Genomic DNA, 20,832 nt, shown 5'->3' with positions numbered 1-20,832 from the left:
AATAAGGAGAGAGAAATGTTAAAAAAAATATTAGGTATAATGTCTGCAATAATAATGACGGTAGGTTTTGCTACAGGATGTAGTAAATCAAGTACGGAAGTTGAAAAAGATAAAAAACATATAGTTGTAGGAGGAACTTCTATATCTGAAGTTACATATCAAGCTATAAAAGAAAAATATGAAAATATGGGATATACAACTGAATTTGTCAGTTTTGATTCTAATCCAGTTGTATTAGAAGCTTGTAATAATGGGGAAGTTGATATATCACTTGGACAACATAAGAAATTTGTATCAAGTTATAATGAAAGCAACAATGGTGATTTAGATATGGTTAAACCATATGGTTATTATACAGGTATAGGTTTATATTCAGAAAAATACTCATCAGTAGATGAAATTCCTAAAAATGCTAAAATAGCAATAATGAATGATGCTATGAATATGGATATAGCCCTTAGAATACTAGAGGATGTAGGTTTAATTAAAATAGATGAATCTGTTAAAAATGCAACTGTAGCAGATATAGTAGAAAATCCGAAAAATATATCAGTAGTAGATATGGATCAAGCTCAAACTGTAACTTCTTTAAAAGATATGGATGCTGCTTGTGTATTTTTCACACATATGTCTAATGCAAAAAAAGACCCTGCAAAATATATAGCTAGAGATAATAAAATGATCGATTACCCAATGGGAGTAATAGTTAAAAAAGAAAATAGTAATGCAGATTGGTCAGTTGATTTTGCAAAATGTTTTAGAGAAAAGGATGTTCAAAAAGAAATAAATGATGCGTTTCCAGGGGTATTTGAATTCTATACAGACGACAATCAAGTGAAGGAATAATAGCAATGGAGAATAATTGGCATGAAACCGTAAAAAAAATATATTCATCATTAGATTTAGATAGAAAAGTAGTTGGAATTAAATTATTTAAAAATGAAGATGAGTTCAACAATGAAGAATCATTGCTTCCAGCAAAAAAAATGAATTACTGCTTAGCAGTTGCAAGTGCATCAAAAGGATATTCTATTAAATTAGAAAAAAGTAAGTTTTTGTGTAAGAGTGGATCTAGGGTTTTAGGTATAGATAAAACAGACTTGAAAAACTCAAATGGAGAAAATTGGTCAAGGTTAGGGTTATATTGTAACAGTCAAATAAGCTATTCTGTTAGGGAAGAACTTAGTTATGTACAAGAAGATATTATTGGTGTTACAGTTAAACCAATAGAAGAGTATGAAACTATTCCAGATGTTATAATATGTATTTCCAATCCATACAATATAATGAGATTGGTTCAAGGTTATGCATATTATTATGGAATGCCTAAAAACATCAATATGATAGGAAATCAAGGAGTTTGTTTAGAGTGCACAGCAAGACCCTATGTAAAGCAAGATATTAATGTGTCTCTTTTATGTATAGGAACTCGCCATAAGACAAATTGGAAAGATGGAGAGTTAGCCATAGGAATTCCTAAAGAACAAATTACTAACACTATTGATGGTATTTATAAGACGATAAATATAATGGAAAGCAATCATAATAAAGAACAGATTATAAAAAAATTTGATGATGAAGATATAGAGAACCCTAGTATACAGTATAATTACAATTATTACACAGAATGTTAAAAGAATAGTAAAAATCAAAGTTATATGAAACCAACATACTCATACTGTAATTTAAAACAGGAGTAGATAACATCAACTTTTGGATATGAATTAATGAGAATAAAATATAGAAATTGCCGTAGCATCATGCGACGGCAATTTTTATATTAAAACTTGGATATTAAACCATAAACAAGGGGAACAAAAACAGCCAAACCTAAAACATTATAAAAAGTAAAAGACTTCATATAATTATCATTTCCAAACTCACTAGTATAAATCTTATAAGAAATAACACTAGCAAGAGAAGCTATCAAAGTACCCATGCCACCAATATTTACTCCCAAAAGCAATTCTTTAAACTGATCTGTAAATCCAGATAAAAGCATAGTGGCAGGAACGTTACTAATAAATTGGCTAGATATAACAGAAGACAAAAACGTAGACTGAGGACTACCTAAAATACCATCCATAAAGTTTTTAACGACATCCATAGTTGACATATTACCTACAAATATGAAAAAACCAACAAAGGTAACTAATAATGAATAATCAACTTGGGAAAATAAGTTTTTATTTAAAATAAAAACTGTAATTATAGTTATTAAAAAAGTAAATCTATAATCAATAACATGAAAAACTGATAATAAGATTATCAAAAATAATAAACTAAATAAGTAAACATCTCTTTTGTTGTTAATTTTAACATCTTCTAAATCTAGACTTAAATCCATTTTCTTATCTTTAAAAATAAGGAATACTAAAAATAATATGGATAAAACAACTACAGGTAAAGTTATCTTAAAAAAATCCATAGGACTTAAATCATAAAAAGAATAAATAAATAAGTTCTGAGGATTACCCATAGGAGTAAAGCTACTGCCAAGATTGGCGGCTAATGTTTGTAGTACAACTACTTTTAACACGTTAATATTAGCTTTTCTTCCAACAACTATACTAAGAGGAACAAATGTAATAAGTGCAACATCATTAGTAACAATCATAGAAGATACAAAAGTTATAAATACCAATGCTAATGATATGGAAGTGTAAGTATTACACTTTTTTAGTAAATTTACAGCTATATTATCTAGCACCTTTAATTCTTTAAAAGCAGCAACAACTATCATAAGATTAAACAATAGTATAAGTACTTTAAAGTCAATGTAAGACATTTTAGGTGCGGAAACAAAAGAACTAATTATAGCAAGGGTAAGGGCTATAGCTAGAACACATTCTTTTTTTATAAACTCAATAAATGAGTATTTTAATTTTAATTCTTGTGTTTGAATATTTTGACTCATATTTTTCTCCAAATAATAAATTTTTGCCATGAAAATTTTACACTATTATATAGAATAAATCAAATGATTAAAAATAAATCTTTTGTAATAAAAAATATTCAAATAAAGATGTAGTGTGGTCTTTGTTTATGCAACACAAACAAGAACCATTGCCCCATATTTACATATGATATATAGAACAATATTTATATCACTAAAAGGAGAATCAACAATGGACAGAAATTACTGGAAAGAATATTGGGATAATTATTACAACTTTATGGCTTTATATCTTAGAGAGGTACAAGAAACATATCCAAATGTGGATATTAAAAGCGAATACACAGAAGTTGCGAGCTTGTTTGAACCGTCTATGCCTTTTGAAGAATACGAAACTTATGAGCCATATGACAATGAGGGAGGGGATAACAATCCAGAAACAGACGACGATCCACCGTTTTTATTACCTGGTGGTGGGCCGTCTGCTGCGCCTTTTGCAGTTCCTGGTGGAGGACAAAATCCTCAGCCTTTCATATCACCAGGTGGCGGTCAATTCACTATAAATAACTGTAGGAGAATGGCAATAGTTAGAATAGAAATGAGAAGAGGTTTTAGCCCTTCTAACTTTTTTATGATAGTAGATAGAGCTGACAGAAGAAGCATTCAAGGATTTAGAATAGCTTGCGAAGGTAGCAGAATTAGATTTGTGCCAATGGCTGTAGAATATAGAAATATTAACCGTATCGAATGTGCATTTTAGTTAAGTAACTTATACTGAAGGAAAAATGATTTAGCCACATGGGGGATACAATCAAAAATATAAATTAAAAAATAAAAGGGATACTATATATGATAAATATAGTATCCTCTTTGTGTTTGTACAATTTTAGTTATGAAAGGAAAACACTAATGTGCATCCAAATTTTCTCTATAAGAACTCATTACATCTTTAAATAATTGAGCCACAGAAGGTGGCGTCCAAGTAATTGCATTTGCACCAGCAGTTATTGTTCTTCTTATACTTTCCTCAGTAGGTCCACCTGTAGCGATTATAGGAAAATCAGGATAAGCCTGTCTAATTTTTGCAACTATTCTAGGTGTATCAACAGAAGCTGAAACGTTGAAAATAGTAGCACCAGCATCTATCCTAGCTTGAATATCTGTATCATCGTTTACAATAGTAACAACAACGGGTATGTCTAGTGAGTCAGATAAAGTTCTAACCACATCGTTTGTTGTTGGAGCATTAACAACTACTCCAATAGCACCTTGTAGTTCTGCATTAGTGCCTAGAACAACTGAACGAATACCTTTTGTAAGACCTCCACCAACTCCTGCGAAAACTGGAATATCAGAAGCCATAATAATGGATTGTGTAATTATTGGTTGAGGTGTAAATGGATATACAGCAATTACTGCGTCTGCATTTACATTTCTTATAATGGCTAAGTCAGTTGAAAACACAAGGGATTTAATTCGTTTTCCGAAAATATTTATACCACTGCATTCTCTAATGACTTCAGGAACACGTAAAAATGATTTTCTAAGTGTACCGTCTATTGATTTTGGTCTTTGCTTCATAGATAAAAGCCTCCTTAAAAATTTTATATTTATAATATTTGTACATTTGATTTTAAAGTTTATTTAAAACATTTTTATATTTAATTATAAATCAGAAGTGTTAAATTTCCTATATTTTTATTGTTAAATATTATTTTTATTTTCTAATTCACACAAGCTTTTTTATTTTAAAAAAATGTGATGTAAATAAGCATTTCATATGAGTGAAAATATTTATATTTAGTCAACATATTTATCAGTATTGCAAAAAATGTAATAAATGATAACATATCTACAAGTAGGGTGATTTGACATGAAAGTGGGGGCAAGTATATGAGAAAATCTTTAAAACCATATTTAGGACAAGAGATAACTGTAAGGGCGATAGTAAGTAAAATAGAAAATAATAGTAATGAAAAAAATAGGGTATTGCTTACTAATATTACAAATAGGGAAGATAATAGATTTTTAACAGATCATTTATGGTATCAAAAATCAAAATTTAACTTAGTGGACTCATTACAAGTAGGGGACATGATTGAAATAAAAGGAAAAGTAGCTGTGTATTTAAGAGCTTTAAATAATAAACATATAGCCAATAAATTTGACTATCATATAGATTTTGAACCAAATAACTTGAGAAAAATAATTCATCAAAAGTATGAAAAAAGAGCAGAACTTTGTACAAATACATGCAAAAGTAAAGTTATAGTAAATTATTATTTCACTATATCGGATTTAAAAAACATCTATTATACTTTAGAAAATAAAGATTATTTATATATTAAATTTATAAAAGATATAGTGAGAGCAAGGCTTTTAAATAACCCAGATTATGAGTCTATATTAATAATAAACAACAAAGGAACTATATACACTAAAAATAAAAAATATGAGGAGCCAATAAATTTAAAAGCTAATGAAATGGTTCTTTGTAAATTTGGTAAAAAACTTTCAAGGGTTGGCAAAATATATAATGATTATGCTTTAATTTTAGAAAAACAAGGTAAGGATAATAGCTTTGATGAAATAAATAGATGGCATGATTTACCCAATAATGATAAAAATAAAATGAAAATTGTATCTGATAATATGGACTATATATCACGAGAATATATATATTCAGTAGAGAAACTAAAAAGATATATTTACATTGAAATACAAAATAATTGCAATAAAGATTATAAAATTACATGGAATCATATTGAATCTATTGAAAATTTCATATTAATAAAAACCTCACTGGTGAAAAATAGAGTACACAAAAACTATTATTTTAAGAAGAACGACTTAGAAGTTATCTATAGAAGTCTTATTAAAAAAAGGTTTAGTATAATGATGAAAATTTTTTATATAATTAAGGAGTATTTAAATAATAATATAGACTATGATAGTATTTTAGTTATAAATAATAAAGGACAAATATACTTTATAGAAGTAGATAGGTGGAATGTAAATCGAAGTAACTATTTGGAAACATGTGAAATAGAAATTTGTAGGTTTGGAAAAAACACAATAAGGAAGAGTAACATCTATGAGGACTATTCTAAAGTATTAAAAAAAGAGTGGGGTAATATAGATGATTTAGATATATGGGATCAATGGTATAACTTAGATAATGAAAATAGTATTAAAAAAAATATAGTTGAAAATAATTTTCAAATAAGGAAAAAAGTATATATAATTTATTATAATGTTTTAGTAAAAGCAATAGAAAAAGAGATAGAAGAAAAATATAAATAAAAATACTATAATGTTTTATAAAAAACAAAATTAAAGTCTTGATTTAATTTTAAATTTTTTCAATGAAAAAAATATTGTAATAAATAATATAGGTGAAATTCAAAAACAATCAGATAATAAGGAGGAATTTATATGATAAGAAATATAGAAAATAAGGATATAGATAAAATAATGGATATCTGGCTAAAAAGTACTATTAAAGCTCATGATTTTATAGACGAAGAATACTGGAATAAGAACTATGATACTGTAAAAAATGTTTATATACCAATGTCAGATACATTTGTGTATGAAGATAAAGAAAACCTAAAAGGCTTTATAAGTATAATAAATAATGAATTTATAGGCGCATTATTTGTTGCTATAGACTGCCAAGGCAATGGTGTAGGCAAAAAATTAATAGATTATGTAATGAATAAATATAAAAAACTAAATTTAGCAGTATATAAGGATAATAAAAAATCAGTAGATTTTTATATGAATAGAGGCTTTAAGATAGTAAAAGAACAAAAAAATGAAGATTCAGGATACGCAGAATATATAATGGAAATGCATTATAATTAAAATTTATAACTCATAACTCATAAAATTAGTAACAGAGGCTTTTATTGTATAAAAAACCACCTGATATTAGGTGGTTTACATAAAAATACTAATTATAACAGCAATGAGACTCACAACAAGATTTATTTATTCTTTCTTCCCACCAACCAAATGCAAAAATAGCACTATCAAATTCTACTGGCAAATACCCACCCCAATAACCAAAATTATATAAATTTTATAATTTTGGTTATTACTAAACATAAACAATACAAAAATAATGTTTGTATAGAAAATATTAATAAATATTATTAATATATAGAAAAAAACAATATCCATAAATTAGTTTTTGAATTGTAATAAAAAAATATAGATGATATACTATCAATGCAAAATATGACAAAAATTACCATAGTTTTTAGAGATGAGAGTTATTTAGATTATAAAAACTCGCTAATACTTGATGACAATGATTTAAATATATTCAAAATTTAAAAGATGGTGTGACAATGGACGAATATGTACTAGCTAAACAATGAATTGGGTACAAAAACGGATGTCTTAAAATAATTTTGAATGTTTTTGTATTTGAATAAAAGAATAAGGGGAGAAAATCAATATGAGGAAAAAAGTATTTACAGCATTGACAATAGGTATATTATGCTTAGGATCAACAGGAGTTTTTAGTAATGCAGAGGAAGTAAAAAATGAATCAGATAAATCTATACATGTTGGGGCAGAAGAACAATCTGAGAAGATATTTAAAAATGATACATTAAGAAAAGAAGTAGTATACTCCTTAAATCAAAAAGAAAATAGAATACCAGGTTCTGATTGGGAAAAAAAGGATACTAAAACTTATAATCCAACAATTGAGGATATGAAACTATTAAGAAGAATATCCATAACAGATGGATTAGGTGAAAGTGTAGATACAATTGAAGGAATAAAATATGCTGACAATCTTGAAGAATTGAATGTTATGTTTATAGATATAAAGGATTATAGTGATCTAAAACATTTTAAAAATATTAGAGATTTGTCAATTTCGTATTCTAAACTTAGTGACTTAACAAGTATAGGCAAACTAACTGGAATTGAAGAATTAAGACTCTCAAATAATGAGATAAATGATATATCACCATTAAATAACTTGGTAAATTTAAAAAAGTTAAAACTAGATAAAAATAATATAAATGATATTAGTGCATTATCTAATTTATCAAAATTAAAGGAGTTATCATTATCCTCTAATGAAATAGATGCATTGTATGGATTTGATGAAAATACTTATGAGAAATATTCTTTCTTAGACAAATTAACTAATCTAGAAAGATTAGACTTGTCAAATAACCAATTAGTAAGTGATTATGGACTACAATGTTTAACTAATTTAAAAATTTTAAATTTAAGTGAAAATAGGGAATTAAAACAAATAAATCACTTAAAGAATTTGAAAAATCTTGTAATGTTAGAAGCAATAGAAAATCAACTTAATGACCTTGAGCCAATAGCTAATTTAACAAACTTAAGATTTTTAACTGTAAGAGGAAACGATATAAAGGATGTAACACCTCTTGAAAATCTAACTAATCTAGAATATTTACATATATACGATAATAAGGTTAAAGATTTAGGACCACTTAAAAATTTAACTAAGTTAATAGAATTTAATTTCAGTAAGAACTTAGTTTCAGATTTAGAACCATTAAAGGATATGGATAAATTAAAGGTATTATATGGATACCAAAACAATGTACAAGATTTAAAACCTTTAAATAATTTAAAAAAATTGCGCATAGTAAATTTAGCGCAAAATAATATAACAAACCTTAGCTCTATAAAGGCCAAAGTAGAGGATGATTTGAATCTAGTAGTTGAAAATGAGATTGTTAAAAAGAACATAGGGAATAAAGATATTAAGTTTTCTGAAAAAAATGGAAAAGTTATTATAACAATAAAAAATCCTATAGTTGGTCTAAATGGTGAATATTTATCAATTGATAATACTAAAAAGTTAGATTTACTTACTGACTGGGATGACGAAATGATAGAGTTTAAAAATAATCAAATAAATACATATAATGATAATAATAATAATCAAGTTAATAATGGTACATTAGTAAAAACAATAAAAACAAAAGTTGAAAATGATACAATTGAGTTTAAAATAGATAAAGATAAATTTAAATATGGAAGCGAAAATAGATTAAAAGTATATTTTTTAAATCCTAATATGATAGAATCTAAAAAATGGGAAGATGATTTCGTAGATTTTACTAAAGATATTATAAATGGGGAACCGGTTCAAGTTGGTTACAAGGAAGGAAATAGTCAAGTAGAGTTATATAATTTTGGAGGTACAATTCAATTAAATTTAGATAATAAGAATAATGATGCAACAACTAACCCAGAAGAAAAACCAGGAACAGAAGAAAAACCAGGAACAGAAGAAAAACCAGAAACAGAAGAAAAACCAGAAACAGAAGAAAAAACGATAAATAATAAAGAAAATGCGCCTGAAACGGGTGATAGTATGAATTTATCTGTATGGGCAGGTATGGTAATTTCATCAGTAGCAGGTTTAGTATTTATAAATAGAAAAAATAAATAATTAAATTGAAAATAGTGGTGTATTATTTTAACATAAACACCACTATTTTTACTTTAATATTATTATCAATTAAAGTAAAGCATACCTTGAATGTATAAACAAATATCTATAAAAAACTAGCGACAGAAGTAAGAATACTCATGACAACACTTATTTATTCTTTCTTCCCACCAACCAAAAGCAACAATAGCACTATCAAATTCTACTGGTAAATACCCACCAAGATAAACAAGAATACATGAATTTGGAGGTATAATTATTTGCCCACCATCTATTACTGTTGTGGAAAATCCAGGAGCTATTCTAGAAAATATTGATACACCATTAGACGGTGGATTAGTAACTGTATTATTAAATTTTATTTGTCCATTTGGTTTAGGAGGCGGAACAATAGTAACATTTGTGCAGCTAACATAAGGACTAGGCTCGCTTTTAAGAGGAGTAGATCTAAGATAAATTTCTGCAGAAAGATTTTTATCAGAAATATTTGTTACAGTTATAGCATTTAAATAAATATTTACATTTGATATTTTTGGATTTACTAAAGCTGCTATAGCCTGAGAATTTGGTCCTGTTAGTATTGGCGTTTGACCTATAAAATAATGTCCCTTTTGAGATTGAGATAAAGGATATTCAATTGATATTTCTGTATTTAAATTTCCATCCTTTGATAACATAATAATCACCTAACTTATAAGTTTTGGAAATAAATATTTCCTATCATATAATATTCGCAGAAAAAAATAATGTTCTAAATATCTACATTAAATGACTATAAATGCAAACACTTATATAAAGAGGTGATATCATGAGAGAAAATCGTAAAATAAAAGAACCTATAGTCGCCATAACAAAGGCATTAACAGAAGGAAAATCCTTAGAAAAAGCCTTAGACTTACTACCTATTGATAAAATCATACAAAAAGGAGACAAGGTAATAATCACACCAAACTGGGTAAAAGACAAAGGGGCAAAAGATGGCGTTGTAGTTGGGCCTAAAACTTTACAAAGACTTATACAATACGTAAAAACAAAAGAACCATCAGCAATATACATAGCCACAGGATCTGGAGGAACAGAAACCACTGAGGTTATGACGAGTGTGGGGTATGATAAAGTAATAAAAGAAGAAGATGTAGAATTTATAGATATGAATTATGGACCATTTATTGAGCTAAAATTAGATCATGACATAATCAAAACCACACCAATAAACAAAATAGTAGATGAAGTAGATGTAATAATATCATTTACTCAGCTAAAATATCACGAAGAAGCAACTGTTACAGCTAGTATTAAAAATGTTGCCATGGGCTATCCTCCTGCAAGTGTTCATGGATTTCCTAAAAAACAAACAGGAATACATGAAGACTTACATGGATTTATAAGAAGTTTTGCAAAGAAAGTTCCCATAGACTTAGCAATAATAAGTTTGGACAAAGCAATGATAGGTACAGGGCCAATATTTGGTCAGGCAGTGGATACACCTGGGCTTATAATAGCAAGTACAGATCCTGTTGCAGCAGATAGTATTGGAGCTAGACTACTTGGATTTTTACCACAAGGTGTGGCTTATTTGTATGGACTTTACAAGGATGGACTTGGAGAAGCTAACCCTATAAATATGACTATAAAAGGTCTTGATTTAATAGAAGCAGAAAAAATATTTAGCAAAGCTGCTTATGGAAATAAGGAAAGTATAGTAGATAGAGAAAATCTAAAAGATATTCACGGTTAAGAACCTTTTTATTAAAAGTACAGGGTTATAGTAAACTTCTGTTAACTTATATCATATCTTAGATTAATACAATATTATTTATAAAAATGTTGTATTAATTCAAAATAGAAAGAAGACATATTATGAATGCTGACTTATTTAATGCTTTGTTAAGCATAGTAACTGCAGTGATAACTATAAGTGGAGGAGTTGTAATTAATTATTTGAAGAAAAAAATAAATAATGAAAAATTAACAACTTATTATAATTTATCAAAACAAGTAGTTATGTATGTTGAACAAACAAACCCAGATTTATTAGGAAGTGCAAAAAAAGAATTAGCAGTTTCTAAAATATTAGAGTTAACAAACAATAGGATTACTAAAACACAAGCTGAGACACTTATAGAATCAGCTGTATACGAAATAAAAAAACTTATTAACACAACCAACTAATATTAAATTAAACTTAGGATAAAGACTAATTTTATTAGAAAAATATAAGAGGAGTATATTTTACTATTATTAGTGAGATATACTCTTCTTATGTTTAATATGAAATTATTGATTTTAAATGCCTTGTAGTTACTTCTAAATTATTAGGGGTAACTACCTTGCTCAGTTAATTTAGATGGATATATACCAACAGTAGAAATCTTTGAAATATCTACTCTAGAATTGTTATTATTATCTAAATATAAGCTTTGATACTAATATTACTATTGGAAGTGATATTAGTGTTCTTTGTAAAAATATTATTAAAATATCTTTAAATTTTGTAACTATATTATTTGAAATCAATAATGCACCTATTTCAGACATAAATATAAGTTGAAGTATACTCATTGCACCTACAATAAATCTAACTTCAGTAGAAGCAAGTCCTTTAGCTAATATTACAGGTAAATAATTATCTGCAAATCCAGATAATATGGCTGGAGCTGCAACAAAAGCATCTGGTACATTAAGTATATTCATGATTACACCTATTGGGTAAGATAGCCACTCTAATATAGGTGTATAACAAGATAATATAAGTGCTACTGTTCCCCAACAAATAATAATTGGTTGAAGAGAAATAACATAAGATAAAGCATTTGGAATTTTATTCGTAAAATTCTTATATGAAACAATTGATGCTCTGTCACAAGCTAAATCTATAGCTTTATCAAAATTTGATTTGGAAGCTAAATCAGATTTAGGATTTTTATCTTGAGTTGATCCATCTACATATACATTTGGAATTTTGCTTATTGGTCTTAGCCTAACTGTGATGAAAGCTACAATTGCACCCGTTGCGCAAATTGTAAAGTAAAACAAACCAAAAACATCCATAAGACCTAAAACATTAGCAACTAAAACAACCCAACCTATACTTGATATAGAGAATGATGTAGATATTATTGCAACTTCACGGAAAGTAAAGAATCCTTCCTCAAATAGTTGCTTTGTTCCTATGATAGCAGCATTACCTGGTCCAACCCAAGCACTTATAATGTTAACTGCAGCAAATTCTGAAAGTTTGAATAAAGGTTTTACTATAAATCCAAATAAACATCCCACAAACTCCATTATTCCAAATTCAAGTATTAATACTTGTAAAAATAACATTGGAGGAATAAGTATGGATAACTGAGTAGATAAATCAAGCATAGTACCACCAGTATCTAATGAAATTATAAACTCTGGACCCAGATTGAAGAAACATAATATAGCAATTAAGCCACCAATTAATCTATTAGCTACATAAAATGGTGTTGTTGAAAACAAAGACTTTAACGTTTTATTTTCCAGTATAAATTTAGGTTTAAATAGTAAAGTAATAAGTGAAACTATACCACTTAGTGCAACTACAGAAACTACAGTAAATGTTAGTACATTTCCTAAGGATGATTTTAATAGTTTTAAATAATAAAATGATATTGTATCTACAGTACCATGAAAATTAAAAGGTATTACTACTAATAAAAATCCAAGTATTGTTGCTATAGAAAATTTTAATATATTTACTAAATTTGTATTACTTTTTGTTGCTGTATTTTTAGCTGCATACATAAATATAATCCCCCTATATATTTAGTTGATCTATTAAAGATTTCATAATAGATGCAGAATTTTTAAAACCATTAAGTTCATTATCTCCAAGAGGAAGATCTAAAACTTTTTTAACCCCATTTTTACCTAAGATAGATGGTAGACTTAAAGAAACATCTTTAATACCATATTCTCCTTCAATAATTGTTGAAATAGGTAATATAGTTTGCTCATTTCTTAATATAGCCTCTGCAACAGTTTTTATAGCATTAGCAACACAGAAACAATTTGGTCCTTTCATTTCCCAAACATCAAAAGCTGTTTGTTTAACTTGAGCCTCTATATTATCTTTAAAATCATCAGATAACTCATATCCAATAGTATTGCAGTATTCTTCTATAGATCCACCTGCTATAGAAGTTTTACTCCAAGCAGCAATTTGAGAATCACCATGCTCCCCAATCATATATCCATTTATACATCTACCATCTAGATTAAACTCTTTACCAAGTAAATATTTGAACCTAGAGCTATCTAAAACTGTTCCTAGTCCGATAACCTTAGATTTAGGTAAATTAGATATTTTATAAGCTACATATGTAAGTATATCAACTGGATTACTAACCATTAATATTTGTGTATTAGGACTGTACTTCAAAAGCTGAGGTATTACACCTTTTAATATATCTGTATTTTTTTGTAATGGTATTAATCTAGATTCTCCTACTACTTCTGGAACACCAACAGTTATTACAACTATATCCGAATTTTTAGTATCCTCGTAATCACCAGCATAAATATTAACAGGTTTTAATAATGGAAGACCATGTGCAATATCTAGTGCATTACCTAAAGATTTATTTTTATTAATATCAACTATAACTATTTCATCTGCGATAGCGTTTTCCGCCAATGAAAATGCAGCTGTAGATCCAACTGATCCTGCTCCTACGATTGTAATTTTACTCATTTTTAAATTTCCTCCCTATTTACTAATATGAAACGGTGTTTCATTTGATAATATTGTATCAATAGGATTAATTCATGTAAAGTATTTTTTGAAATTAAATAAAACTATTTTATTTAAATAAAAAAATGGGTTAATATAGTTACAATAAACTTAAAATAAGATTTAAGGAGTGTTGATTATGGATAAAAATTTAAAAGTTGCAGAAAGGGATACAAGCTATATAACGATGGTTGATAGAGCGTTTGCTATATTAGACTACATATACAAATGTGGAAGAAGTGTAGGAATATCAGAAATATCAAGAGAATTAGATATTCCTAAAGCAAATACATTTAGAATAATAAAAACTTTAGAAAAATGGAGTGCTGTAGAAAGAGATGAAGATGAAAAACTATTTTTAGGGAAAATATTAATAAAATATGGTGATAAATCTAAAGAATCGATAGATATTATAAGTAGCTGTACGCCATACATGAGATCTCTAGCTAATGAAATAGGTGAGACTGTAAATTTGGGTATAAAGCATGAAAATAATATTCTTATTATTCATACTGAAGAAGGAGAAGCTTCTATATTAGTATCAAGATTAGTTCCAATATCCCCAATGTACTGTTCTTCTATTGGAAAAACTTTTCTTGCTAATATGGATAATAATGATATTTGTATGTACTTTGAAAATGAAATTTTAAATGCTAGGACGATAAACACTATTACAACTAAAGAACAATTTATGAAAGAAAAAGAAAATATACTTAACTCAAACATTGCTTATGATAATGAGGAATATGAGTATGGATTAATGTGTTTAAGCTCTCCTATTTACAATAAAGAGAAAGATGTAATTGCTGGTCTTAGTATATCAGGACCCAAGAGTCGTTTGGAATTTAAAGGTTTAGAAAAAATAGAAAAGCATTTGATTGATGCAACTAAAAATATTACTAATAGCTTAGAAATATTATAATAACATGTTGGTTCGATATTATTAAACGATATTGTATCTAATAATATCGAATCATCATTGCAAATAGAAATGACAAAAAAATAACAATGTAAAAGGGGTGGTCATATGAGTTTAGAGCTAATATAAAAACAAACTAGTAAAACGAAGAAATTTAAATTGAAGTAAATTTTTATGTTTCTTATTTTTTTATTAATTTGAGTAGTATTATTTTTACTTCCTCCTAAAATATGATGATAGGAGTAATAACAGCATTTATAATTGCTACATTATTATCAACATTATAAACTCAATTAAATAAGACCTTTGAATAAACTTGTTACATAATAGATGATATAGATAAGATTGTCTTAAATTTTAATGATAACAAGAAAATTAGAGAATATTTAAATCAGTACTGTAAAAAACTAGTAGTAAGTAAATTTTAGGAGGTAAACAATGATAAACAAAATCGGAAAAATAACAATATATGTAAATAATCAAGAAGAAGCCAAAGAGTTCTGGACTAAAAAGATGAACTTTGTTATAAAATTAGAACAACCAATGGGCCCAAATTTGACATGGTTAGAAGTTGGACCTAGTGAAGACGAGTTTACTTCTTTTGTAATATATGAAAAACAATTAATGTTAGCTCAAAAACCAGATGCGAATGTAACTCACCCAAACATAATACTAAGTACCAATGATATAGAAACTACTTATAATGAATTAAAATCAAAAGGTGTTAATGTAAAAAAATTAATGATAATGCCATATGGAAAGATGTTTAATTTTGAAGACCAAGACAAGAATGAGTATTTAGTTAGAGAAGATAAATATTAAAAAATTATAATTAGAGGAGTACAACATGAGTTACAAATTTGAAGCCGTAATAAAAAAAGTACCAGATAAAGATGCAGCCTTTATTGAAATTCCGTTTGATGTAGAAAAAGAATTGGGAGCAAAGAGGGTAAAGGTAAAAGTTAAGTTTGATAATATTGATTATAGAGGCTCTATCGTAACAATGGGGAAAGAGTGCTATATGATAGGCATAACTAAAGACATAAGAAATCAAATGGGGAAAGGTCCATGTGATAAAATATTTGTCCAAGTAGAAAAAGATGAAGACGTTAGAGAAGTTGAACTACCACAAGATATTAAAAAAGAATTGGATCAAAATGAAAAAGCATTAAAGTTTTATAATAGCTTATCATATTCAGCCAAGCGAAAATATTTTCAATGGATAACAAGTGCTAAAAAAGAAGAAACAAGAAGAAAAAGAATTTCTGATGCAATTTTAAAGTTAGAATCTAATACTAAATTGTAAGCAAACTAAAAGAAATTTGTCACAATCAATTAATAATTATAAAAGCCTATTCTGAAAACGACAGATTAGGCTTTTTTTATCAAAAAAATTGCAATATAGTTATTTATTTTTGTTTTATATTTTAGAAATTTGAATTAAAATAAAGATAAGGAAATAATATTAAAATTTAATAAAAAACTTTAATTATTAAGACATTTAAATTAAAAGTAATAGCCTGAGTCAATTTAGGTTATTACTTTTATTTGATATAAATTCAAAATACAAACGCATTAACCGTAATAGGGTGGAGGAAATATATTAATTTATGGTATGGAGGAGTATATGGTGGAGGAAATATATAGGGATATAATTGAAGGTAGTCAAGATGCATATGTTTGTTTTGAAGTTAAAAATAGTAATGAAATGCTAGACAAAATAAAAATTATAGACATGAACAAATCCTATAAAAAATTGTCAGAACAGTATGAAATAAATATATTAGACCTATTGCCGTGGGAATGTAGGTCCATTATAGATTCTGGTAAAACGTTTGACAAATCTAGTTTAAGTAAAAAATACTCATACGAACACTACATTGGTAAAAATGAATTGTTCATAAATATAGACTTATATAATGGTGAGAATGATAGGTTTTACTTAAAGTTTAGGATATTAAGAACATTAAATATAGGAGAAGTAAGAGTTTCAGATATTATTAGAACTGCACCATTTTTTGCATGGATAAAAGATAAAGATGGCAAATATGTTGATGTAAATAATAAATTTATAGTGTCAACTAAACTAACATATAAACACATAATAGGAAAAGGGGACTATGATATTTGGCCTAAAGATACGGCACATAAGTTTATACAGGAAGATAAAGAAGTAATTGAAAAAGAGAAAAAATGTGATTTTGAAAGTCAGGTTATATTGGCAGAAAATAAAGTACAATATCTTCAAACTGTAAAGTGGCCTATTATAGGTGAAAATGGAGAAATTAAAGGAACTATAGGCTTGGGGTTAGATATAAATGAAAAAGTACAGCTAAGAGATGATATAAAAAAGAATGAACAGTTTTTTCAAGAAATATCCAATAATATAGATGATGCAATAGTAATAAGAAATAAAGAAAAGTGTATTTATATAAGTAATTCGTTTGAAAAAATATTTGGATTTAATCCAGAGCGTTTATATGAAGATATAACTTTATGGCATGACGAGTGGGAAAATATTGAATTAATAGATGGAAGTGCAGACTACAACAATTTAGAAATTACTTCAAATATAGCTAGAGTTAGAAATGGTAAATTTGATAAATGGATACAAAGTAGATTTGTACCTGTATTAGGTGGCAGCGGTCAAATAGTTGAAAAAATAGGAATAATAAGTGATATAACTGCACGTAAGAAACTGGAAGAGAAACTAGAATCCTTACGAATGGATTTTTTTGCAAATGTATCCCATGAAATAAGAACACCAGTCACCTTAATACTAAGTTGCATACAATTACTATCAACAAGAATTAATATGTTAGAGAGTGAAGATCAACAATACTTTTGTAGATACACAAATATTATGAAGCAAAATAGTTATAGGTTATTAAAATTAGTAAATAATTTAATAGATACAACCAAAATTGATAGTGGTAACTTTACATATAATCCACAAAATCACGATATTATTAGCTTTGTTGAGAATATATGCATGTCTGTAGCACAGTTTGTGAATATGAATAATATGAATATAATTTTTGATACAGATACGGAAGAAAAAATAATTAGTTTTGATCTAGATAATATGGAGAGGATTATCCTTAATTTACTATCTAATGCTATAAAATATAACAAAGCTAATGGAAATATTGAAGTGAATATAAGTTGTAAGGAAAATATAAAAATAAGTATAAAAGATAATGGAATCGGAATACCTAAATCAAAACAGAATCGAGTGTTTGAAAGGTTTGGACAGGTAAAGAATAAAATGAAAACAGAACATGAGGGAAGTGGAATAGGTCTCTTCTTAGTAAAATCATTAGTTGAATTGAATGGTGGGAAAATAAGTCTTAAGAGTGAGTTAAGTAAAGGTAGTGAATTTGTAATAAGTTTGCCAGATAGGATGGAAAATGATGAAGTAGCTGCTACAAAAACGAATTTTACTCAAGCTAAAATAGACAGAATGAATATTGAATTCTCAGACATATATGTATAAATAATTTGTAATAGTAATAAAAAGTGAGTATCTAAAAAACTATCAAGTTCGTTGCTTGATAGTTTTTTTACAATAAATATCAAATAATACATAAAAAAATACTTAAACAACTAAATTCGACAGTACAAGACAAGGGAAAATGCTATTATTTAAAGAAGATGAATCAAATATTAGAATACAAATAGTTAAAATATAAACTATTATAAAGATTCTAGTAGAATACAAATAATTGTATTAAAATGAAGGAGTTATCAGCATGGATTATAAAAAAAATGTTATAAAAACAATCAGCTACTTATGGATAATAGTTGCGTTTGTTTTTTGTGCTATAAATCATTTATTTGAATTTAGGATAATGAACGAGTTTATTATAAATGCTTTTATGCTAAAAATATTGATAGTTATGATTATAATACCAATAATTATTTTATTAAAAACAATGATTAAAGAAGAACTAGAAAAGAGGGAAAAAGAAAAAGATTTTAAGTTGAAAATTGGAGTTGTAATTACAATCATATCTTTAATTAGTTTTATATTTATATCTACATCATATTATGAATGGAGTCATGGAGGCTCAGGTATCTCAACCTATGGAATGAATTTTATGGGGATGCTGTGTGTAACTGTCTTTACTATAGGAATAATCTTAATTAAATCACCAATTAAAAAATTAAATAGTAAGTTAAAAACAATAATATTAAAAGAAGAAGAACAGGCTAAGTTTGAAGAAAATCAAGCTTCTTGGTATGGTGTAGAGAAATTAAAAAACTGTTGTCAAATGGAAATAGACCGGATAGCTAAAACTAGAAGCTTGTCTTCAGATATTGAATATAATCAAAAAGAATATATAAAACAAGAAGATGAAAGACAAAGTTTAAATAATGATAAAACAAATTTAAGTTGGGATTTAATTGAAAATGAAAAGCGTTTTAAAAAATTGCAGAGTGAATTATCAAAAGCTGTAATTTCAAATGTAATTCCAAAAGAAGAAATTTTTAGTAGTATGGAAATAACACAAACAAAATTAAAAATTAGTGAAACAGGAGCTATAGAAATAACTGTAAAAGTAAAAAATAATACAACATATCATATAGACGGAAGTATAAGGGCTATTTTCTATGATGAAAATAATAAAAAAATAGGGATTGCCAATTTAGTTTTGCCATATTTAGGTATAGTAGATGAAGGATATGTAAAGGGGATTTGTATAGACACTGAGGAAAATCAGAAATATAGTGTTAAATATGAGGTAAATAATTTATGGGTAATCCAGTCACTGCCTAATGTTGATGATGAAAATTTAATGGAAGTTTTAAGAAAATTAAAAACTAAAAAGATAGATTTATCTTGGGCTAAAATTAAAGATACTAAAAATCTTAAAAAAATTATAGATGAAGATACAAACATATACTATGATAATATAGTTGATTTAGGCAATGTGGAATACTCAAACGATTTAATTAAAATATTTAAAAATATAGAATTAGTTGATTTAGACAGTGATTATGATATGAGAAGAGAATTGGCAAATATATTAGAAATTAGTGATATCAACTTTTCAACTGCATACAATCAATTAAAAAAATCTAGCGCTATTAAAATTGAAGATGGATTTATAAAAGTAGTTAAATGGGATATAGAAATGACTGAAGAAGATTTCTATAATCTAAAAAGTAAAATAAAATCTATGAGTTATGAAAAATTAGCAAAATTAAATAATAAAATGAGAAAAATGCGTGACCGAACAGGATCAAAATACAAATCAGGTAGACGAAAGTATGATTTAATTAGGTTTAATTATATTGGTAAGAAAATACAATTATCAGATAAATATGGAGTGCCAAATAAAAATGGTGTTTATGAAATAAACCAAAAATCTAGTTTAATTAATTATTTAAATAAGGAGGTTACTGATGGTGATAGTCTCTACTTCTTTTTAGAAAGAATAAAGTCCAATGGTATTGGTGTCAGACTAGCTCCAGAAGTAGTTAAATTAAGAAAGGAAATAATTGAAGGTTCAATGACATCACAGGAGGAACAAATTAAAATAGATGAAATAATGATGAAGTTTAATTTTAAACAAATACCAAAAGTAAATGAAAATAATAACTATGAGAAAGCTAGTCAACAACAATTGAGAAACCTTAAATCATTATTAGATGAGGGGATAATAACACAAGAGGAATTTAATAATAAGAAAAAAGCATTACTATAAGAATAGTACTTATATGTAGTTATTTACGAAGGAGCTGTGCTGCAATTTATATAAAATTGTTTTTACAGCTTTTTTATTTTATATAAA

18 protein-coding genes are annotated in these 20,832 nt (G+C 26.9%); 13 read left to right on the top strand and 5 right to left on the bottom strand.

Features of this window, described 5'->3' with window-relative positions; all coding sequences use genetic code 11:
* Nucleotides 1-15 precede the first annotated feature (15 nt).
* The gene (locus JW646_RS06775; RefSeq protein ID WP_228417005.1) at nt 16-846 is read left to right on the top strand and encodes a MetQ/NlpA family ABC transporter substrate-binding protein; all 831 of its coding nucleotides are present in this window, start codon (nt 16-18) and stop codon (nt 844-846) included.
* A 5-nt stretch (nt 847-851) separates the two neighbouring features.
* Complete coding sequence (locus JW646_RS06770) at nt 852-1,634, top strand: DUF169 domain-containing protein (RefSeq protein ID WP_228417004.1); 783 nt, start codon at nt 852-854, stop codon at nt 1,632-1,634.
* 146 nt (nt 1,635-1,780) lie between these two features.
* Here JW646_RS06770 and JW646_RS06765 read toward each other — a convergent pair whose 3' ends face one another.
* Nucleotides 1,781-2,917 (bottom strand): SLC13 family permease, encoded by a 1,137-nt coding sequence (locus tag JW646_RS06765; protein ID WP_228417003.1) that lies wholly within the window; start codon nt 2,915-2,917, stop codon nt 1,781-1,783.
* A 211-nt stretch (nt 2,918-3,128) separates the two neighbouring features.
* On the opposite strand from JW646_RS06765, the gene JW646_RS06760 reads away from it, so the two are divergent.
* On the top strand, nt 3,129-3,656 hold the full coding sequence (locus JW646_RS06760; protein WP_228417002.1) for a hypothetical protein: 528 nt from the start codon (nt 3,129-3,131) through the stop codon (nt 3,654-3,656).
* Nucleotides 3,657-3,802: 146 nt separating this feature from the next.
* Here the strand turns inward: JW646_RS06760 and JW646_RS06755 are convergent, their stop codons facing one another.
* Nucleotides 3,803-4,477, bottom strand: coding sequence for a beta/alpha barrel domain-containing protein (locus JW646_RS06755; protein ID WP_074919454.1), 675 nt, complete (start codon nt 4,475-4,477; stop codon nt 3,803-3,805).
* Nucleotides 4,478-4,789: 312 nt separating this feature from the next.
* On the opposite strand from JW646_RS06755, the gene JW646_RS06750 reads away from it, so the two are divergent.
* From JW646_RS06750 to JW646_RS06740, 3 genes are all read left to right on the top strand, one after another.
* On the top strand, nt 4,790-6,199 hold the full coding sequence (locus JW646_RS06750; RefSeq protein WP_228417001.1) for a hypothetical protein: 1,410 nt from the start codon (nt 4,790-4,792) through the stop codon (nt 6,197-6,199).
* Nucleotides 6,200-6,331: 132 nt separating this feature from the next.
* Nucleotides 6,332-6,763: an N-acetyltransferase gene (locus JW646_RS06745; RefSeq protein ID WP_228417000.1), complete on the top strand. Its 432-nt coding sequence runs from the start codon at nt 6,332-6,334 to the stop codon at nt 6,761-6,763.
* Nucleotides 6,764-7,361: 598 nt separating this feature from the next.
* The gene (locus JW646_RS06740) at nt 7,362-9,356 is read left to right on the top strand and encodes a leucine-rich repeat domain-containing protein (RefSeq protein ID WP_228416999.1); all 1,995 of its coding nucleotides are present in this window, start codon (nt 7,362-7,364) and stop codon (nt 9,354-9,356) included.
* Nucleotides 9,357-9,472: 116 nt separating this feature from the next.
* Here the strand turns inward: JW646_RS06740 and JW646_RS06735 are convergent, their stop codons facing one another.
* A complete protein-coding gene (locus tag JW646_RS06735; protein ID WP_228416998.1) occupies nt 9,473-10,033 on the bottom strand; it encodes a DUF6143 family protein in 561 nt (186 codons plus the stop codon).
* 131 nt (nt 10,034-10,164) lie between these two features.
* Here JW646_RS06735 and JW646_RS06730 point away from each other — a divergent pair, with 131 nt between their 5' ends.
* Together JW646_RS06730 and JW646_RS06725 are read left to right on the top strand one after the other, a co-directional pair.
* Nucleotides 10,165-11,094 carry a DUF362 domain-containing protein gene (locus tag JW646_RS06730; protein ID WP_148557182.1) on the top strand — a complete coding sequence of 310 codons (930 nt, stop codon included), beginning with the start codon at nt 10,165-10,167 and terminating at the stop codon, nt 11,092-11,094.
* Nucleotides 11,095-11,216: 122 nt separating this feature from the next.
* Nucleotides 11,217-11,528, top strand: a complete 312-nt coding sequence (locus tag JW646_RS06725; RefSeq protein ID WP_148557183.1) for a phage holin, LLH family — start codon at nt 11,217-11,219, stop codon at nt 11,526-11,528.
* 231 nt (nt 11,529-11,759) lie between these two features.
* Here the strand turns inward: JW646_RS06725 and JW646_RS06720 are convergent, their stop codons facing one another.
* Nucleotides 11,760-13,127: a YjiH family protein gene (locus JW646_RS06720; RefSeq protein WP_148557184.1), complete on the bottom strand. Its 1,368-nt coding sequence runs from the start codon at nt 13,125-13,127 to the stop codon at nt 11,760-11,762.
* A gap of 13 nt (nt 13,128-13,140) precedes the next feature.
* Entirely contained in the window at nt 13,141-14,076 is a 936-nt protein-coding gene (locus JW646_RS06715) for an L-lactate dehydrogenase (protein WP_148557185.1), read from the bottom strand.
* Nucleotides 14,077-14,254: 178 nt separating this feature from the next.
* On the opposite strand from JW646_RS06715, the gene JW646_RS06710 reads away from it, so the two are divergent.
* The 5 genes from JW646_RS06710 to JW646_RS06690 all read left to right on the top strand — a co-directional run bounded on the left by JW646_RS06710 (nt 14,255) and on the right by JW646_RS06690 (nt 20,745).
* The gene (locus JW646_RS06710; protein WP_148557186.1) at nt 14,255-15,037 is read left to right on the top strand and encodes an IclR family transcriptional regulator; all 783 of its coding nucleotides are present in this window, start codon (nt 14,255-14,257) and stop codon (nt 15,035-15,037) included.
* 435 nt (nt 15,038-15,472) lie between these two features.
* Entirely contained in the window at nt 15,473-15,856 is a 384-nt protein-coding gene (locus tag JW646_RS06705) for a VOC family protein (RefSeq protein ID WP_148557187.1), read from the top strand.
* A 25-nt stretch (nt 15,857-15,881) separates the two neighbouring features.
* On the top strand, nt 15,882-16,340 hold the full coding sequence (locus JW646_RS06700; RefSeq protein ID WP_228416997.1) for a YdeI/OmpD-associated family protein: 459 nt from the start codon (nt 15,882-15,884) through the stop codon (nt 16,338-16,340).
* Between the two features lie 321 nt (nt 16,341-16,661).
* Nucleotides 16,662-18,530, top strand: a complete 1,869-nt coding sequence (locus JW646_RS06695) for a sensor histidine kinase (protein WP_228416996.1) — start codon at nt 16,662-16,664, stop codon at nt 18,528-18,530.
* A 256-nt stretch (nt 18,531-18,786) separates the two neighbouring features.
* Nucleotides 18,787-20,745 (top strand): SHOCT domain-containing protein, encoded by a 1,959-nt coding sequence (locus tag JW646_RS06690; protein ID WP_228416995.1) that lies wholly within the window; start codon nt 18,787-18,789, stop codon nt 20,743-20,745.
* Nucleotides 20,746-20,832 lie beyond the last annotated feature (87 nt).

This window comes from Terrisporobacter hibernicus (genome assembly GCF_020809405.1).
Taxonomy (GTDB): Bacteria; Bacillota; Clostridia; order Peptostreptococcales; family Peptostreptococcaceae; genus Terrisporobacter; species Terrisporobacter petrolearius.
Note: the sequence above shows the minus strand (reverse complement) of the source record. Positions and strands in the feature narration are given on the sequence as shown.

Excerpts from the sequence above, each read along its gene's own strand:
- JW646_RS06770 (WP_228417004.1), top strand. The coding sequence starts at position 852 with ATGGAGAATAATTGGCATGAAACCGTAAAAAAAATATATTCATCATTA.
- JW646_RS06700 (WP_228416997.1), top strand. The coding sequence starts at position 15,882 with ATGAGTTACAAATTTGAAGCCGTAATAAAAAAAGTACCAGATAAAGAT.
- JW646_RS06730 (WP_148557182.1), top strand. The coding sequence starts at position 10,165 with ATGAGAGAAAATCGTAAAATAAAAGAACCTATAGTCGCCATAACAAAG.
- JW646_RS06725 (WP_148557183.1), top strand. The coding sequence starts at position 11,217 with ATGAATGCTGACTTATTTAATGCTTTGTTAAGCATAGTAACTGCAGTG.
- JW646_RS06740 (WP_228416999.1), top strand. The coding sequence starts at position 7,362 with ATGAGGAAAAAAGTATTTACAGCATTGACAATAGGTATATTATGCTTA.
- JW646_RS06695 (WP_228416996.1), top strand. The coding sequence starts at position 16,662 with ATGGTGGAGGAAATATATAGGGATATAATTGAAGGTAGTCAAGATGCA.
- JW646_RS06765 (WP_228417003.1), bottom strand. The coding sequence starts at position 2,917 with ATGAGTCAAAATATTCAAACACAAGAATTAAAATTAAAATACTCATTT.
- JW646_RS06720 (WP_148557184.1), bottom strand. The coding sequence starts at position 13,127 with ATGTATGCAGCTAAAAATACAGCAACAAAAAGTAATACAAATTTAGTA.
- JW646_RS06760 (WP_228417002.1), top strand. The coding sequence starts at position 3,129 with ATGGACAGAAATTACTGGAAAGAATATTGGGATAATTATTACAACTTT.
- JW646_RS06735 (WP_228416998.1), bottom strand. The coding sequence starts at position 10,033 with ATGTTATCAAAGGATGGAAATTTAAATACAGAAATATCAATTGAATAT.
- JW646_RS06705 (WP_148557187.1), top strand. The coding sequence starts at position 15,473 with ATGATAAACAAAATCGGAAAAATAACAATATATGTAAATAATCAAGAA.
- JW646_RS06750 (WP_228417001.1), top strand. The coding sequence starts at position 4,790 with ATGAGAAAATCTTTAAAACCATATTTAGGACAAGAGATAACTGTAAGG.
- JW646_RS06755 (WP_074919454.1), bottom strand. The coding sequence starts at position 4,477 with ATGAAGCAAAGACCAAAATCAATAGACGGTACACTTAGAAAATCATTT.
- JW646_RS06690 (WP_228416995.1), top strand. The coding sequence starts at position 18,787 with ATGGATTATAAAAAAAATGTTATAAAAACAATCAGCTACTTATGGATA.
- JW646_RS06775 (WP_228417005.1), top strand. The coding sequence starts at position 16 with ATGTTAAAAAAAATATTAGGTATAATGTCTGCAATAATAATGACGGTA.
- JW646_RS06715 (WP_148557185.1), bottom strand. The coding sequence starts at position 14,076 with ATGAGTAAAATTACAATCGTAGGAGCAGGATCAGTTGGATCTACAGCT.
- JW646_RS06710 (WP_148557186.1), top strand. The coding sequence starts at position 14,255 with ATGGATAAAAATTTAAAAGTTGCAGAAAGGGATACAAGCTATATAACG.
- JW646_RS06745 (WP_228417000.1), top strand. The coding sequence starts at position 6,332 with ATGATAAGAAATATAGAAAATAAGGATATAGATAAAATAATGGATATC.